This window comes from Streptomyces sp. NPDC028314 (assembly GCF_055565795.1).
The window spans coordinates 152,605-167,753 of sequence record NZ_JBVHTP010000012.1 but is presented as its reverse complement, the minus strand read 5'-3'; the positions used below and the strand labels follow the sequence as shown (position 1 = coordinate 167,753).

The following is a 15,149-nucleotide window of genomic DNA, read 5'->3' as shown; positions in this document are numbered from 1 at the left end:
AGCCTGAGGCACGGCAGGACTGTTGATCGACGCTGGTTCACGCTCTAGGAGGCGCTCTGATGGCTGCAGGCGCCCCGCGGATCTTCGTCTCGCATCTGTCGGGTGTGCCCGTCTTCGACCCCAACGGCGACCAGGTCGGCCGCGTCCGCGACCTCGTCGCGATGCTGCGCGTCGGCGGCCGTCCGCCGCGGCTGCTCGGGCTGGTGGTCGAGGTGGTCAGCCGGCGCCGGATCTTCCTGCCGATGACCCGGGTGACGGGCGTGGAGTCCGGACAGGTCATCACCACCGGCGTGGTCAACATGCGGCGCTTCGAGCAGCGGCCCACGGAGCGGCTGGTCCTCGGCGAGCTGCTGGACCGGCGGGTGACCCTGGTGGCCACCGGCGAGGAGGTCACCGTCCTGGACGTGGCCATCCAGCAGCTGCCGGCCCGCCGGGACTGGGAGATCGACCGGATCTTCGTACGCAAGGGCAAGGCGGGCGCGCTGCGCCGGCGCGGCGAGACCCTCACGGTGGAGTGGTCGGGCGTGACGGGCTTCTCGCTGGAGGAGCACGGGCAGGGCGCCGAGAGCCTGGTCGCCACCTTCGAGCAGATGCGCCCGGCCGACCTGGCGAACGTACTGCACCACCTGACGCCGAAGCGGCGCGCCGAGGTGGCCAGCGCCCTGGACGACGACCGGCTCGCGGACGTCATGGAGGAGCTCCCCGAGGACGACCAGGTGGAGATCCTCGGGAAGCTGAAGGAGGAGCGCGCGGCCGACGTCCTGGAGGCGATGGACCCGGACGACGCGGCCGACCTGCTGTCGGAGCTGCCGGAGGACGACCAGGAGCGGCTGCTGACGCTGATGCAGCCGGACGACGCGGCGGACGTGCGGCGCCTGCTGTCGTACGAGGAGCGGACGGCGGGCGGTCTGATGACCACCGAGCCGATCGTGCTGCGGCCGGACGCGACGGTCGCGGACGCGCTGGCGCGCGTACGGCAGTCGGACCTGTCGCCGGCGCTGGCGGCGCAGGTGTACGTGTGCCGGCCGCCGGACGAGACTCCGACGGGCAAGTACCTGGGGACGGTGCACTTCCAGCGGCTGCTGCGGGACCCGCCGTTCACGCTGGTCAGCTCGATCGTGGACACGGACCTGCCGCCGCTGCGGCCGGACGCCTCGCTGCCCGCGGTGACCACCCATCTCGCCGCGTACAACATGGTCGCGGTGCCCGTGGTCGACGAGAGCGGTTCGCTGCTGGGCGCGGTGACCGTGGACGACGTGCTCGACCACCTGCTGCCGGACGACTGGCGGGAGACGGACTTCCACTCCGAGGAGGCCGTGGGTGGGCACTGAACGGGGGCGCGGCGAGGCCGCGCGCGAACGGCGCCGGGAGCGGCGCGACCAGGCCCGGGAAGGGCTGTCCGACCGGCTCGAAGAGGCCATGGAGCGGATGCGGACGGAACGGCCGGAACGTTCCGGCGAGCGGTCGAAGGGGACCGCTCCGTCCGGGGCCAGCGCACTGACGCGCTCGCGCGTCCGCCTGGACCAGCCGCGGGCGGCGCGCCGCCGGCTGCTGCCCGAGTACGACCCGGAGGCCTTCGGCCGGCTCTCGGAGCGGGTGGCGCGGTTCCTCGGCACGGGCCGGTTCATCGTCTGGATGACGATCGTCATCATCGCCTGGGTGCTGTGGAACATCTTCGCGCCCGCGCACCTGCGCTTCGACGAGTACCCGTTCATCTTCCTGACCCTGATGCTGTCGCTCCAGGCCTCGTACGCGGCTCCGCTGATCCTGCTCGCGCAGAACCGGCAGGACGACCGGGACCGGGTCAACCTGGAGCAGGACCGCAAGCAGAACGAGCGGTCCATCGCCGACACCGAGTACCTGACGCGGGAGATCGCCTCGCTGCGGATGGGGCTGGGCGAGGTCGCCACGCGCGACTGGATCAGGTCGGAGTTCCAGGACCTGATCAAGGAGATGGACGAACGGCGGCTGCTGGCCCCCGAACGTGACGAAGGCGACCGCTGACAGGCTTACCGGCGGCGTGCTGCCGAGCCGTACCATCGGGACATGGCTACCGACACAAGCTCCGCCGCCGTGCCTGAGCAGGACGCGATCCTGGACGCGCTGGCGACGGTGAACGACCCCGAGATCCACCGGCCGATCACCGAGCTCGGCATGGTCAAATCGGTGGAGATCGGCGACGGCGGCGCGGTCGCCGTCACGGTCTACCTGACGGTGTCGGGCTGTCCCATGCGCGAGACCATCACCAAGAACGTCACCGAGGCCGTCGAGCGCGTCGCCGGCGTCACCTCCGTCGCCGTCACCCTGGACGTGATGAGCGACGAGCAGCGCAAGGACCTGGCCGCCACCCTGCGCGGCGGCACCGCCGAGCGCGAGGTGCCCTTCGCCAAGCCGGGTTCGCTGACCCGGGTGTACGCGGTCGCCTCCGGCAAGGGCGGCGTGGGCAAGTCCTCGGTCACCGTGAACCTGGCCGCGGCGATGGCCGCGGACGGCCTGAAGGTCGGCGTCGTCGACGCGGACATCTACGGTCACAGCGTGCCGCGCATGCTCGGCGTGGACGGCCGCCCCACCCAGGTCGAGAACATGATCATGCCGCCGTCGGCGCACGGCGTGAAGGTCATCTCCATCGGCATGTTCACCCCGGGCAACGCGCCGGTGGTGTGGCGCGGTCCGATGCTCCACCGGGCCCTCCAGCAGTTCCTCGCGGACGTGTTCTGGGGCGACCTGGACGTGCTGCTGCTGGACCTGCCGCCGGGTACGGGCGACATCGCGATCTCGGTGGCCCAGCTGGTGCCGAACGCCGAGATCCTCGTCGTGACCACCCCTCAGCAGGCCGCGGCCGAGGTGGCCGAGCGGGCCGGCTCGATCGCCGTGCAGACCCACCAGAAGATCGTCGGCGTCGTCGAGAACATGTCGGGCCTGCCGTGCCCGCACTGCGACGAGATGGTGGACGTGTTCGGCTCGGGCGGTGGCCAGAAGGTCGCCGACGGGCTGACCAAGACGGTCGGCGCCACGGTGCCGGTGCTGGGCTCGATCCCGATCGACGTCCGGCTGCGCGAGGGCGGCGACGAGGGCAAGCCCGTCGTGCTGTCCGACCCCGACTCCCCGGCGGGCGCGGCGCTGCGCTCGATCGCGGGCAAGCTGGGCGGCCGGGCCCGCGGGCTGTCGGGCATGTCGCTGGGGATCACCCCGCGCAACAAGTTCTGACGCGGCCGGGCCCTCCCCCGGGAGGGCCCGTACCGCTGCACGAAGGGGGTCACCGTCGAAGAGCCGACGGTGACCCCCTTCGTGCAGGGGCCGCTACTCGTACGCGGCCAGGTCCCCGATGACCGAGAACCCGAGGCCGTACGCGCTCATGCCGCGCCCGTACGCGCCCAGGTGCACTCCCCCGCGCGTGGAACCGGCGAGCACCCAGCCGAACTCCGACTCGCGGTAGTGGAACGGCGTCGGCTCCCCGTCCACCGGCAGGGACAGCGTCGACCAGTCCTCGCCGGCGAGGTCGTCGGCGAGCTCCCAGGCGGCCTCCGTCTGCTGGTCGAGCCAGTCGTCGCGCAGGGTGTGGTCCATCTGGCCGGGCCAGCTGTAGGCCAGCAGCCCCGAGCCGGCGAGCCAGGCGGCCGAGGAGACCGAGGTGGCCTCCAGGACGCCCGTGCCGTCGCCGCTGCGGCGGAGCGGGTTGCTGGCGACGGTGATCACCACCGCGAAGCGTTCCTTCTCTCCGGTGGCGATCTCCCCGCGCGCGGACGGCTCGTCGCCGTGGCCGGTGGAGCCGTGCTCCACCGTGCCGTCGGCGGCGGTGCCGACCTGCATGAGCCAGCGGGGGCCGGTGAAGGCCCCGTCCAGCCCGTACCAGGGGAAATCAGCCCGTAGATATCCCTCCGCCGCCCGGCGGGCCGCCGGGACGGGAGCGGTGCCCTCCTGGGCCTCCTCGGGGGTCTCCTGTGGGTTCTGCTGGGTCTGCGGATTATCCGCGGGTGCGGCGGCGGGGGCTTCGGCAGGCTGTACGCCTACCCGGCCACTGCTCGTCGTCTCCATCTGGCGGCCTCTCGTTCCGTGGGGTCCGGAACGGCCCCTCCCCCTCGCTTCGCTGGGGGGACCCCCTCCCTCGGGCGTCCTGCGTCCGGACAGATGGAGGATAGCCATCCGACTCGGGATCGCAGGGCAGGCGGCGGCTCAGGTGGCGTCTGCGTCGAACGGGGTGCGCTGTTCGGGGGCCGGTGCGGCGGGCTTCTTCAGCAGGTCGGGACCGGTGCTCGCGGCGGGCGTGGCGGCGGGGCCGGACGGGGGCACGGGCGCGGCCGGCTCCTTGCTGTTGACCGCGTCGGTGACGTCGTTGAGCTCCTTGCGGAGGTCGAAGCTGCTGCGGAGTTCCTTGAGGTCCTCGTTCTCGGTCAGCTGCTTGCGGATGAACGTCTTGGGATTGAGGTCCTCGAACTCGAAGTCCTTGAATTCCGGACCCAGTTCGGAGCGGATGTCCTGCTTGGCGCTGTCCGAGAACGAACGGATCTTGCGGATCACACCGCTGACGTCCTGGATCACCTTCGGCAGCTTGTCCGGGCCGAAGACGAGGATGGCGAGCACCACGATGGTGACCAGCTCGAGTGCGCCTATGTCGTTGAACACCTTGCCGCTCCTCGGCTCTCTTCACATCGGGCCAGAACAACGGTACCCGGCGATACCTCGGGGCCAATACGTCAGGACGGTCCCAGTCGCGCTTTCACCCGGCGGTCATGATCCGTTGGCCGAACCGAGGACCAGTTCCAGCGTGCGTTCCGCGCCGTCGCGCAGCACGGTGAGCCTCAGCGGATCGCCCGGGCGGTGGGCGCGGATCTTGATGATCAGCTCGTCACCGCCGTGCACGCGCTGCCCGTCGACCTTGGTGATCACATCGCCCGCCTTGATCCCGGCGCGGGCACCCGGTCCGCCGGCGACGACGGAGGGCTTCCCGTCCTCCCCCTTGGCCCCGACGCGGGCTCCGTCGCCCGTGTACTGCATGTCGAGGGTGACTCCGATGACGGGGTGGGTGGCGTGGCCGGTGCGGATGAGCTCCTCCGCGACCCGCTTGCCCTGGTTCACGGGGATGGCGAAGCCGAGGCCGATGCTGCCGCTCTGGCGGGAGCCGTCCTCGCCGGCGCCGCCCTTGTCGGCGCCCCGGATGGCGCTGTTGATGCCGATGACGTGGGCGCGGGCGTCGAGGAGGGGGCCGCCGGAGTTGCCGGGGTTGATGGGGGCGTCGGTCTGGAGCGCGTCGACGTAGCTGATGTCGCTGCCGTCGCCCTTGTCCCCGCCCGCGGTGATGGGCCGGCCGGTGGCGCTGATGATGCCCGCCGTGACGGTGTTGGAGAGGTCGAAGGGGGCGCCGATGGCCACCACCGGGTCGCCGACCTTGACGTTCTCGGAGTTCCCGAGGGTCAGCGGCCGCAGCCCCCGGACCCCACTGACCTTGACCACGGCCAGGTCGTAGCCGCCGTCGCGGCCGATCAGCTCGGCGGGGACGCTCTCGCCGGTGCTGAAGGTGACCGTTATGTCCTTGGCGTCCGCGACGACGTGGTTGTTGGTGAGGATGTGGCCCTGCGGGTCGAGCACGAAGCCGGTACCGGTGCCGCTGCCTCCGCTGCCGCTGACGTGCAGGGTGACCACGCCGGGCAGTGCGGCGGCGGCGATCCCCGCCACGCTCTCGGGAGCCCGGCCCTGGCCGCCGTCGGCGGCGGCCTGGGGGAGTTCGAGGCGGGTGCTGCTCTGCCGCTCGGCGAGGACGCCGAGGTACCCGCCGATGCCGCCGGCCAGGAGGGCGGTGCCGACGGCGAGGGCCACGGCCTGCCACACGCGCAACCCACGGGGCTCCCGGCCCCGGTCCACCACGTGCAGGGGGCGGTCGGCCCAGGGGTCGTAGCGCGACTCGGCCCCGGACTCGGGCGCGGCCCCGGGCGCGGGCTCGGGTGCTTCGGCCGTCTGTGCCTCGGAGCGCTGCCGGGGGACCGCCTCCGGAGCCTGGCGGGGGTCCCCGGGGCTGCCGGGCCGGCTCCACCACTGCGGCCCCGGGGCCGGATCGGTCTGCTGGCTGTCGGACATGCGCGCTCCCCGCGTACCTGTCGCACCGCCGGGCGGCGCATCTGCCGCCGATTCAACCAGGTCCCGCCCCACGGCTGGGGCCCCGCCCCCGAACCCGCGGCCGCCAGGTCCGGGGCAGGGGGCGGCGGCCCGCCGTCAGCGGGACAGCGAGACGGCGGGCAGGGCCGTGAGGGTGGGACCGGGCGGGGACAGGGTGGGCAGGCCGCCCGGGCTGGGCAGGCGGTCGCGGACCACCGCGTCGGTCAGCGGCAGGTACGGCCCCGGCCGCGCGGCAGGGGCATCGCCCCGGGCGTTCGGCTCGACGGCGTCCAGCGGCAGCGAGCCGCCCAGGGCGATCGCGGCCAGCGACACGGCCCCGGCCGCGACGAACGCGAAGCGGCGTCTGGGCCGCCCCACCTCATGGATACGGAACCCCTCCCGCGGCGGCGCCGGGGCGGCATAGCCGAAGGACGCCAGCGGATCGGCACCCGGCGGCGGGGACGGCGGCCCGGAGGACGGCGGCCCGTCGGGATTGCCTCCCGGCAGACCCTGGAGGCGGGCCAGCAGCCCGGCGGACAGCGGCGGCGGCGCGCTCTCCACGAACATGCTCTTCACCCGGCGCTGCGCGTCGGCCTCGGCCTTGCACTTGGCGCAGGTCGCCAGGTGGGCCAGCACCCGCTCGCGCACGTCATGGCTCAGCTCCCCGTCCACCAGGGCGGCGAGCCGGTCGCCCAGGTGTTGTTCGGCGGGGGACGGACGGGCTCCGCTCACTCGGCTCCGCCCTCTCCCCCGGCGCCGGGCGCGCCCACCGCCACCCCCGCCAGCGCGCGCTGCTCCGCACGGGCCTCGGGAGACCGGTGCTTGAGCGCCTTGCGCAGGTGCGAGCGGCCCCGGTGGATACGGCTGCGCACGGTACCGAGCTTCACGCCGAGCGTGGCGGCGATCTCCTCGTAGGACAGGCCCTCGATGTCGCACAGCACCACGGCGGCACGGAATTCGGGCGCGAGGGTGTCCAGCGCCTGCTGCACGTCCGCGTCGAAGTGGGTGTCGTGCAGCACCTGCTGCGGGGACGGCTCGCGGCTCGGCAGCCGCTCCGCGGCGTCGTCGGCGAGCGAGTCGAAGCGGATCCGCTGCTTGCGGCGGACCATGTCCAGGAAGAGGTTGGTGGTGATGCGGTGCAGCCAGCCCTCGAACGTGCCGGGCGTGTACGTGGACAGCGAGCGGAAGACGCGGACGAAGACCTCCTGCGTCAGGTCCTCGGCGTCGTGCTGGTTGCCCGTCAGACGGTAGGCGAGACGGTAGACCCGCGCACTGTGCGTGCTGACGATCTCCTCCCACGAAGGAGGCGTCCACGCCTGCGAGCCCGCATCGGCGGCAAAGGTCGCGGTGGTTGCGGTGTCGGCGGTGTGGAAGCGGTCAGCAATGTCGGTCACGGATTTCGGCTCACCAGCCGACCAGAAGAGGCGTCTGAACACGCCCCCACGATCCACAGGCGCAGCCGCACCTCCCCTATCGGCTCTGGTGGTGTCCAGTGGAGTCCCTACCATAGCCACCCCTCCCGTCAGCTCCGGATAAGCATTTTTGCAGTAACTTTGCACGGGTCTTGGATTCCATGACGGCCCCGGGCTGCCGATCTGCCCGCTGCCGTCCCCTTCTATCCCGCATCCGTTGTGCGTCTGCTTCTCCCAACGCCCGGTCCCATCTGCGGGTTCCCGACGTCAACGGATACAGTCACCGTTGCGCCAACTATGGGGACAGGAGAGGGTCATTAGCGGCAACCGGCAGACGAGCTGGGCGTTCGCCGACGCGTTTGTCGCCGAGGACGACGCTCTGCGATGGGCCCGCGACCGGTCCAGGGAAGCGGGCCTGCGCTCGGTCTCCCCCGGCACCGGGGCCGCGCTGCGTCTGCTGGCCGCCACCGCGGACGCCAAGGCGGTCGCCGAGATCGGTACGGGCACCGGTGTCTCCGGCATCCACCTCCTCCACGGCATGCGCCCCGACGGGGTGCTGACCACCGTGGACCCCGAGGCCGACCGGCAGGCCTTCGCCCGGCAGGCGTTCCGCGCCGCGGGCTTCGCCGGGAACCGGGCCCGCTTCATCCCCGGCCGCGCCCTGGACGTGCTGCCGCGGCTCGCCGACGGCGGATACGACCTCGTCTTCTGCGACGGGGACCCCTCGGAGTCCCTCGACTACCTCGCGGAATCGTTGCGTCTGCTGCGGCCCGGCGGGCTGGTGTGCTTCGAAGGGGTCTTCTCGGACGGCCGTACGGTCGACTCCGCGGCCCAGCCGGTGGAGGTGCTCCGGGTCCGCGAGCTGCTGCGCAGCGTCCGCGAGAGCCCGGCGCTGGAGGCCGCCCTGCTCCCCGTGGGCGACGGCCTGCTGTGCGCGGTCCGGCGCTGATCCGCCGGCGCGGGCGGTACGCGGGCCCGTAGGAGCCCCGCCCCGCAGGAGCCCCGCCGCCGCAGGAGGCCCCGCCCCTGCGGGAGCCCCGGCCCGGGAAACAACACTGCCCCGGCCGCGAGGAGCGGCCGGGGCAGTGCAGAGAATGCAGCGAAGGTGAAAAGCGCTGTCAGCGTCCTCGGAAGGTCAGCCGACGACCTTCTTCAGGGCGTCACCCAGGGCGTCCGCTTCGTCCGGAGTCAGCTCGACGACAAGCCGACCGCCGCCCTCGAGCGGTACGCGCATGACGATGCCCCGCCCCTCCTTGGTGACCTCGAGCGGGCCGTCGCCCGTCCGCGGCTTCATGGCCGCCATGCTCGTTCCCCTTCCTGAAACCAGCTCATCGTCAGCCGACGGCCCCATTCAGGCGCCTAGTACCCGGCATCGAACACATTGCTTCCCAGCCATTATCCCGCATGTCAGGACCCGATGACCAACATCGGCGGGGAACGCTTGTGCAACGCGCTTGACCAAAACCACTCATTTCGGGGAGCCGCCTGCGATACTTCGCCGCTGCCCCCTGGGGCCGCCCTCCGGTTTCTTTGACGCACATCACATGTCCGGGCCCGGTCCGGTCCGCCATGCTGGCCCTTGCACCGGCCGGTACCGGCCGGTAGCCAAGCCCGCGACGAAGGGGGACCCCCGCCATGGCCGACAGCGTGCTCTACGAAGTGACCGACGGACTCGCGACCATCACGATCAACCGGCCCGACGCGATGAACTCGATGAACACGGAGACCAAGGTCGCCCTGCGCGACGCGGTCCAGGACGCGGCCGCGGACACGGCGGTACGGGCCGTCCTGCTGACCGCGGCCGGCAACCGGGCCTTCTGTGTCGGGCAGGACCTCAGGGAGCACATCGGGAACCTGGCGGCGGACCGCGAGACCGGCTCCTCCCTGACGATGAGCACGGTCTCCGAGCACTACAACCCCATCGTGCGGGCGCTCACGGAGATGCCGAAGCCGGTGGTCGCGGGCGTGAACGGGGTCGCGGCCGGGGCGGGCTTCGGCTTCGCGCTGGCCGCGGACTTCCGCGTCGTCGCCGACACGGCGTCCTTCAACACCTCCTTCGCGGGGGTGGCGCTGACCGCCGACTCGGGCGTCTCGTGGACCCTCCCGCGCCTGATCGGCGCCTCGCGCGCGTCGGACCTGCTGCTGTTCCCGCGCTCCGTCAAGGCACAGGAGGCCTACGACCTGGGCATCGCGAACCGGCTGGTCCCGGCGGAGTCGCTGGCGGCGGAGGCCGAGTCGGTGGCCCGTACCCTCGCGGCGGGCCCCACGGTGGCCTACGCGGCCCTGAAGGAGTCCCTGGCGTACGGGGCCGCCCACCCGCTCTCGCGGGCCCTGGAGCGGGAGGACGCCCTCCAGACCCGCGCGGGCGCCTCCGAGGACCACGGGATCGCGGTCCAGGCGTTCCTGGCGAAGGAGACCCCGAAGTACCTCGGCCGCTGACCGGGGAGGGGCCCGCAGGAACGGGCTACACCTCGCGGGAGACGCATCCCGCGAGGTGGTCGTTCACCAGGCCGCACGCCTGCATCAGGGCGTAGGCCGTCGTGGGGCCGACGAAGCGGATGCCGGCCTTCTTCAGCGCCTTGGCCAGGGCCGTGGACTCCGGGGTGACCGCGGGGACGTCGGTGACGCTCCTCGGGGGCCGGCCGGGCTTCTTCGGGGCGTGGGACCAGACCAGCTCGTCCAGTTCCCCGGGCCGCCACCCGGCCAGCACCTGCGCGTTGGCGAGGGTCGCCTCGATCTTGGCCCGGTTGCGGATGATCCCCTCGTCCGCGAGGAGCCGCTCGGCGTCCGCCGGGCCGTAGCGCGCCACCGCCGCGATCTCGAAATCCGCGAAGGCCTTGCGGAAGCCCTCGCGCCGCCGCAGGATCGTCAGCCAGGAGAGCCCCGACTGGAAGGCCTCCAGGCACAGCCGCTCGTAGAGCGCGTCGTCGCCGTGGACCGGCTTGCCCCATTCGGTGTCGTGGTAGACGACGTAGTCCTCGGTGGAGAGCCCCCACGGACAGCGCAGGCCGCCGTCCGGCCCGGCGACCAGTCCGCCGCTCACCGCTCGTCCTTCGTGAGGTCGATCCGGTCCTCCGGCGCCTCGTCCCGCGCGGGGGCCGGGGTCCGCGCCGCGGACAGCTCCGCGATCCGCGCGTCCCGCTCGGCCAGCTCGGCCGCGAGCCGGTCGAGTACGTCATCCACCTCGGCCATCCGGTAGCCGCGCGGCGCGACCGGCAGCCGCAGCGCGTCGATGTCCGCCCGTACCACCGGACGGGTCTCGGGGAGCCCGTCGGCCACCCGGTCCGGCTCCGCCTCGGGCAGCACGGCCTCCGAACCTCCGCCGACCACCGCGAGGGTGACCGCGGCCACGACCACGACCAGCGCGATCAGCAAGAACCAGAACACGATCAACTCCCCTGAGAGACTCCGGCCACCAGGTTAAGGTCGCAGGCGAGGCGCGAGGGCCGCCGAAGGAGGAAAGAGCAGGATGCTGCGACTGGGCAGGCGCGAGTTCGACACCCACGAGCCGGTGATCATGGCCATCGTGAACCGGACTCCGGACTCCTTCTACGACCAGGGCGCGACGTTCCGCGACGAGCCCGCGCTGGAGCGGGTCGACCGGGCGGTGGCCGAGGGCGCCGCCATCATCGACATCGGCGGGGTCAAGGCCGGCCCGGGCGAGCACGTGGACGCGGCCGAGGAGGCCCGCCGTACGGTCGGCTTCGTGGCCGAGGTGCGGCGCCGCCACCCGGACGTGGTGATCAGCGTGGACACCTGGCGGCACGAGGTCGGCGAGGCCGTGTGCGAGGCCGGGGCCGATCTGCTGAACGACGCGTGGGGCGGGGTGGACCCCAAGCTGGCGGAGGTCGCCGCGCGCTACGACGCCGGCATCGTCTGCACCCACGCGGGCGGGGTCGAGCCGCGCACCCGGCCGCACCGGACCTCGTACGAGGACGTGATGGCGGACATCCTGAACGTCACGGTGGGCCTGGCCGAGCGGGCGGCCGCCCTCGGTGTGCGGCGGGACGCGATCATGATCGACCCGGGCCACGACTTCGGGAAGAACACCCGCCACTCGCTGGAGGCCACCCGGCGCCTGTCGGAGATGGCCGACACCGGCTGGCCGGTCCTGGTCTCCCTGTCCAACAAGGACTTCGTCGGCGAGACTCTCGACAAGCCGGTCAAGGAGCGCCTGCTGGGCACCCTGGCCACGACGGCCGTCTCCGCCTGGCTGGGCGCCCGGGTCTACCGGGTCCACGAGGTCGCGGAGACGAAGCAGATCCTCGACATGGTCGCCTCGATCCAGGGCCACCGGCCCCCGGCGGTCGCCCGCCGGGGGCTGGCCTGACCGGGCAGTCCCGAGCGGGCCCCGGCGGGCGGCCGTTCCCGCGGCTAGTCGCCGGTCTCCCGGGCGGCCTCTTCGGTGGCGGCGAGGGCGACCCGTTCGTTCGTGCCCTCGCCGACCTCCTTGCTGACCAGCGTCACCGCCTCTTCCACGTCGTCCGTGACGTGGAAGAGGAGCAGGTCGAACTCGGAGGCCTTGCCCTGCGCGATCACCGTGTTCTTCAGCCAGTCGATCAGCCCGCTCCAGTACTCCGTGCCGAACAGCACGATCGGGAAGCGGGTGATCTTCCGGGTCTGGACCAGGGTCAGCGCCTCGAACAGCTCGTCCAGCGTGCCGAGCCCGCCGGGGAGGACCACGAAGCCCTGGCTGTACTTCACGAACATCGTCTTGCGGACGAAGAAGTAGCGGAAGTTCAGCCCCAGGTCGACGTGCTGGTTCAGGCCCTGCTCGAAGGGCAGCTCGATGCCCAGGCCGACGGAGACGCCGTTGGCCTCCCGCGCGCCCTTGTTGGCGGCCTCCATGGCGCCCGGGCCGCCGCCCGTGATCACGGCGAAGCCGGCGTCGACGAGCGCGCGCCCGATCCGTACGCCCGCGTCGTACTCCGGCGAGTCGACCGGGGTGCGGGCCGAGCCGAACACGCTGATCGCCGGCGGCAGCTCCGCCAGCGTGCCGAAGCCCTCGATGAACTCCGACTGGATGCGCAGGACCCGCCAGGGATCGGTGTGCACCCACTCGGAGGGCCCGGCCGAATCCAGCAGCCGCTGGTCGGTCGTACTGCCCGCCTTGATCTGGCTCCGCCTCCTCAGCACCGGCCCGAGCTGCTGCTCCTCGGGCCGACGACGAGCGGTTCCTTCGGGGTTGCCCATGATGTGCTCCCTCCTGCTGATCGTTGGATCAGGTTAGGCGCACAAAGGTGACGAGAAGCGGAATTCAGGAGGTCAGCCAGGCGCGGAGTCGTTCCTCGCAGTGCAGGATCGCCTTCGTCTCGACCCGCTCGTCGACCTTGTGGGCCAGCAGGGCGTCGCCCGGGCCGTAGTTGACCGCCGGTACGCCCAGCGCGCTGAAGCGGGACACGTCCGTCCAGCCGAACTTGGGCATGGCACGGCCGCCGACGGCCTCCATGAACGCGGCGGCGGCCGGGTGGGAGAGGCCCGGCAGGGCGCCGCCGGAGGAGTCGTCGACGACGAACTCGGCGATGTCGCAGTCCGCGAAGACCTCCTTCACGTGGGCCAGGGCCTCCGCCTCGCTGCGATCGGGGGCGTAGCGGAAGTTGACCGTCACCGTGCAGGCGTCCGGGATGACGTTGTTGGCGACGCCGCCCTCGATACGGACCGCGTTGAGGCCCTCGTGGTACTCCAGGCCGTCGATGACCGGCTTGCGCGGTTCGTACGCCGCCAGCCTGGCCAGGATCGGGCCCGCGGTGTGGATGGCGTTGGAGCCCATCCAGCTGCGCGCGGAGTGGGCGCGTTCGCCGGCCGTGCGCAGCAGGACGCGCAGGGTGCCCTGGCAGCCTCCCTCGACCTCGGCGTCGGAGGGTTCGAGCAATACCGCGAAGTCTCCCTTGAGCCAGTCGGGGTGGGCCTCGGCGACCTTGCCCAGGCCGTTGAGGTCGGCGGCGACCTCCTCCTGGTCGTAGAAGACGAACGTGAGGTCCCGGTTCGGCTCGGGCACGGTCGCCGCGATGCGCAGCTGGACGGCGACCCCGGACTTCATGTCCGTCGTGCCGCAGCCCCACAGGACGCCGTTCTCGTCCAGCCGGGACGGGACGTTGTCCGCGATCGGCACGGTGTCGAGGTGGCCGGCGAGTACGACGCGCTCGGCGCGGCCGAGGCCGGTGCGGGCGACGACGTTGTTGCCGAAGCGGTCGACGGTGAGGTGCGGGAGGCCGCGCAGCGCGTGTTCCACGAGGTCGGCGAGTGCCTTCTCGTCGCCGCTCACGGAAGGGATGTCGACGAGCCGGGCGGTCAGCTCGGCAGCGTCCAGGGTGAGGTCCAGCTCGGATTCGGACATGGAACTGACCCTAACGCCCGGGGTGCTGTGCGGGCCGGTCCGTCCGCCCGGTGGACGCGTCATATGGGCGTTTCATATGGAGTCGTCATGTGGGCTCGTCATATGGCTGAAGTACGGTGGGCCGCGTGTCCCGGACCGATGACTCCCGCCCCCGTCGCCGCCGGCCTTTCAGAAAGGTCGCGGGCCTGCTCGTACTGCTCGCGCTCGGCGGCTACTTCGCCGTGCAGTACGAGTCGAACGGCGGTGGCGGTGCCCCGCACTGCACGGCCCGGGCGACGGACCCCGGCGGCAAGGGCGGTTCCGGCCAGTCTTACGACATGTCCCCGGAGCAGGCGGCGAACGCGGCGACGATAGCGGCCGTCGGTGTCGCCAAGGGCCTGCCGGAGCGGGCGGTGACGATCGCGCTGGCGACCGCGATGCAGGAGTCGGCGCTGCGCAACCTCGACCACGGCGACCGGGACTCGCTCGGGCTGTTCCAGCAGCGGCCCTCGCAGGGGTGGGGCACCCCGGAGCAGATCAGGGACCCGGTCTACTCGGCGGGGATCTTCTACGACCGGCTCGTCGAGGTGAAGGGGTACTCGCGGCTCCCGCTGACGGTGGCCGCGCAGAAGGTGCAGCTCAGCGGCTTCCCGCAGGCGTACGCGAAGCACGAGCCGGACGCGACCGTGCTGACGGCGGCCTTCGGCGGCGCCGGCTCGGTGACCTGCGGCGGGCCCGCGCCCACCGAGCCGGGCGACCCGGCGAAGGTGCGGACGGAGCTGACCCGGATCTTCGGCAAGCAGGTGCGCATGGAGGCGGTCGCCGGCGCCGCGCAGACCGGGGGCGCCGGGGCCGGGGAGACCGAGGTCACCGTCGCCCGGACGAGCGGCGCGGGCGAGGCCGAACCGCGGCAGAGCCGCCTGGTGGCGCAGTGGGCGGTTGCCCATGCGCGCGAGATGGGCATCGCGCGGGTCTCGTACTCCCCCAGGAGCTGGGTCGCGGGCGAGGCCGAGGGCCGCTGGCAGGACAGGGGCGGCAAGGGCGGCGCGGGCGCCAGGGGCGTGGCCGGCGAGCCGGGCAGCGCCGCGGACGAGGTGCGGATCTTCGTGGCCCGCTGAGCGGCCGGCCCGGCGACCGCTCGGGCGTACGACCCGTCCCCCGTACGGGGGTGACCGCCGGCCGGCCCCCGGGGGGCCCGGACCGGAGGAAGCCCTGGTGGGCGCGCATCCGGTGCGCTTGTCGCGGAAGCCGATTAAACGATGCGTTACCGATCCTTTACCCACCAGGTCCGCAACTTCGCACGCCCCAGGAGCGGTTAGACACGGCGTACT

Annotated in this window: 15 protein-coding genes and 2 pseudogenes; 7 read left to right on the top strand and 10 right to left on the bottom strand. The window is 72.4% G+C overall.

Annotated features, from left to right (window positions below; genetic code table 11):
• Window positions 1-59 precede the first annotated feature (59 nt).
• The 3 genes from ACZ4TG_RS26765 to ACZ4TG_RS26755 all read left to right on the top strand — a co-directional run bounded on the left by ACZ4TG_RS26765 (window position 60) and on the right by ACZ4TG_RS26755 (window position 3,207).
• Window positions 60-1,331, top strand: coding sequence for a magnesium transporter MgtE N-terminal domain-containing protein (locus tag ACZ4TG_RS26765; RefSeq protein ID WP_468167130.1), 1,272 nt, complete (start codon window positions 60-62; stop codon window positions 1,329-1,331).
• A 97-nt stretch (window positions 1,332-1,428) separates the two neighbouring features.
• On the top strand, window positions 1,429-2,004 hold the full coding sequence (locus ACZ4TG_RS26760) for a DUF1003 domain-containing protein (protein ID WP_468167305.1): 576 nt from the start codon (window positions 1,429-1,431) through the stop codon (window positions 2,002-2,004).
• A gap of 87 nt (window positions 2,005-2,091) precedes the next feature.
• Window positions 2,092-3,207: an Mrp/NBP35 family ATP-binding protein gene (locus ACZ4TG_RS26755; protein WP_468167303.1), complete on the top strand. Its 1,116-nt coding sequence runs from the start codon at window positions 2,092-2,094 to the stop codon at window positions 3,205-3,207.
• A gap of 93 nt (window positions 3,208-3,300) precedes the next feature.
• Here the strand turns inward: ACZ4TG_RS26755 and ACZ4TG_RS26750 are convergent, their stop codons facing one another.
• The 5 genes and pseudogenes from ACZ4TG_RS26750 to sigE form a co-directional block, all read right to left on the bottom strand.
• The gene (locus ACZ4TG_RS26750) at window positions 3,301-4,035 is read right to left on the bottom strand and encodes a hypothetical protein (RefSeq protein WP_468167128.1); all 735 of its coding nucleotides are present in this window, start codon (window positions 4,033-4,035) and stop codon (window positions 3,301-3,303) included.
• A gap of 138 nt (window positions 4,036-4,173) precedes the next feature.
• A complete protein-coding gene (locus ACZ4TG_RS26745; RefSeq protein ID WP_468167126.1) occupies window positions 4,174-4,623 on the bottom strand; it encodes a sec-independent translocase in 450 nt (149 codons plus the stop codon).
• Between the two features lie 105 nt (window positions 4,624-4,728).
• Entirely contained in the window at window positions 4,729-6,072 is a 1,344-nt protein-coding gene (locus ACZ4TG_RS26740) for a S1C family serine protease (RefSeq protein ID WP_468167124.1), read from the bottom strand.
• A 297-nt stretch (window positions 6,073-6,369) separates the two neighbouring features.
• Window positions 6,370-6,822, bottom strand: a pseudogene (locus ACZ4TG_RS26735) (zf-HC2 domain-containing protein); the annotation flags it as partial.
• Window positions 6,819-7,598 carry an RNA polymerase sigma factor SigE gene (gene sigE / locus ACZ4TG_RS26730; protein WP_468167122.1) on the bottom strand — a complete coding sequence of 260 codons (780 nt, stop codon included), beginning with the start codon at window positions 7,596-7,598 and terminating at the stop codon, window positions 6,819-6,821. The gene sigE and the pseudogene ACZ4TG_RS26735, both read right to left, overlap by 4 nt.
• 190 nt (window positions 7,599-7,788) lie before the next feature.
• Between sigE and ACZ4TG_RS26725 the strand changes: the two genes are divergently transcribed.
• On the top strand, window positions 7,789-8,451 hold the full coding sequence (locus ACZ4TG_RS26725; protein WP_360903462.1) for an O-methyltransferase: 663 nt from the start codon (window positions 7,789-7,791) through the stop codon (window positions 8,449-8,451).
• Window positions 8,452-8,637: 186 nt separating this feature from the next.
• Here the strand turns inward: ACZ4TG_RS26725 and ACZ4TG_RS26720 are convergent, their stop codons facing one another.
• A complete protein-coding gene (locus tag ACZ4TG_RS26720) occupies window positions 8,638-8,805 on the bottom strand; it encodes a DUF3117 domain-containing protein (protein ID WP_003966491.1) in 168 nt (55 codons plus the stop codon).
• Window positions 8,806-9,137: 332 nt separating this feature from the next.
• Between ACZ4TG_RS26720 and chcB the strand changes: the two genes are divergently transcribed.
• Window positions 9,138-9,941: a 2-cyclohexenylcarbonyl CoA isomerase gene (chcB, locus tag ACZ4TG_RS26715; protein ID WP_468167119.1), complete on the top strand. Its 804-nt coding sequence runs from the start codon at window positions 9,138-9,140 to the stop codon at window positions 9,939-9,941.
• A gap of 25 nt (window positions 9,942-9,966) precedes the next feature.
• Here the strand turns inward: chcB and ACZ4TG_RS26710 are convergent, their stop codons facing one another.
• Together ACZ4TG_RS26710 and ACZ4TG_RS26705 are read right to left on the bottom strand one after the other, a co-directional pair.
• Complete coding sequence (locus tag ACZ4TG_RS26710) at window positions 9,967-10,545, bottom strand: DNA-3-methyladenine glycosylase I (protein WP_468167117.1); 579 nt, start codon at window positions 10,543-10,545, stop codon at window positions 9,967-9,969.
• Window positions 10,542-10,895: a DivIVA domain-containing protein gene (locus ACZ4TG_RS26705; protein ID WP_468167115.1), complete on the bottom strand. Its 354-nt coding sequence runs from the start codon at window positions 10,893-10,895 to the stop codon at window positions 10,542-10,544. Before ACZ4TG_RS26705 ends, ACZ4TG_RS26710 begins: the two co-directional genes overlap by 4 nt.
• Window positions 10,896-10,971: 76 nt before the next feature.
• Between ACZ4TG_RS26705 and folP the strand changes: the two genes are divergently transcribed.
• Complete coding sequence (folP, locus tag ACZ4TG_RS26700) at window positions 10,972-11,832, top strand: dihydropteroate synthase (protein WP_468167113.1); 861 nt, start codon at window positions 10,972-10,974, stop codon at window positions 11,830-11,832.
• Between the two features lie 110 nt (window positions 11,833-11,942).
• Here the strand turns inward: folP and ACZ4TG_RS26695 are convergent.
• Window positions 11,943-12,695: pseudogene (locus ACZ4TG_RS26695) on the bottom strand (LOG family protein); the annotation flags it as partial.
• A gap of 64 nt (window positions 12,696-12,759) precedes the next feature.
• Entirely contained in the window at window positions 12,760-13,839 is a 1,080-nt protein-coding gene (gene dapE / locus ACZ4TG_RS26690) for a succinyl-diaminopimelate desuccinylase (protein ID WP_468167111.1), read from the bottom strand.
• Window positions 13,840-13,964: 125 nt separating this feature from the next.
• Between dapE and ACZ4TG_RS26685 the strand changes: the two genes are divergently transcribed.
• Entirely contained in the window at window positions 13,965-14,936 is a 972-nt protein-coding gene (locus ACZ4TG_RS26685; RefSeq protein ID WP_468167109.1) for a hypothetical protein, read from the top strand.
• The last annotated feature ends 213 nt before the right edge of the window (window positions 14,937-15,149 follow it).

Excerpts from the sequence above, each read along its gene's own strand:
- ACZ4TG_RS26765 (WP_468167130.1), top strand. The coding sequence starts at position 60 with ATGGCTGCAGGCGCCCCGCGGATCTTCGTCTCGCATCTGTCGGGTGTG.
- ACZ4TG_RS26760 (WP_468167305.1), top strand. The coding sequence starts at position 1,429 with ATGCGGACGGAACGGCCGGAACGTTCCGGCGAGCGGTCGAAGGGGACC.
- ACZ4TG_RS26750 (WP_468167128.1), bottom strand. The coding sequence starts at position 4,035 with ATGGAGACGACGAGCAGTGGCCGGGTAGGCGTACAGCCTGCCGAAGCC.
- ACZ4TG_RS26740 (WP_468167124.1), bottom strand. The coding sequence starts at position 6,072 with ATGTCCGACAGCCAGCAGACCGATCCGGCCCCGGGGCCGCAGTGGTGG.
- sigE (WP_468167122.1), bottom strand. The coding sequence starts at position 7,598 with ATGGTAGGGACTCCACTGGACACCACCAGAGCCGATAGGGGAGGTGCG.
- ACZ4TG_RS26720 (WP_003966491.1), bottom strand. The coding sequence starts at position 8,805 with ATGGCGGCCATGAAGCCGCGGACGGGCGACGGCCCGCTCGAGGTCACC.
- chcB (WP_468167119.1), top strand. The coding sequence starts at position 9,138 with ATGGCCGACAGCGTGCTCTACGAAGTGACCGACGGACTCGCGACCATC.
- folP (WP_468167113.1), top strand. The coding sequence starts at position 10,972 with ATGCTGCGACTGGGCAGGCGCGAGTTCGACACCCACGAGCCGGTGATC.
- dapE (WP_468167111.1), bottom strand. The coding sequence starts at position 13,839 with ATGTCCGAATCCGAGCTGGACCTCACCCTGGACGCTGCCGAGCTGACC.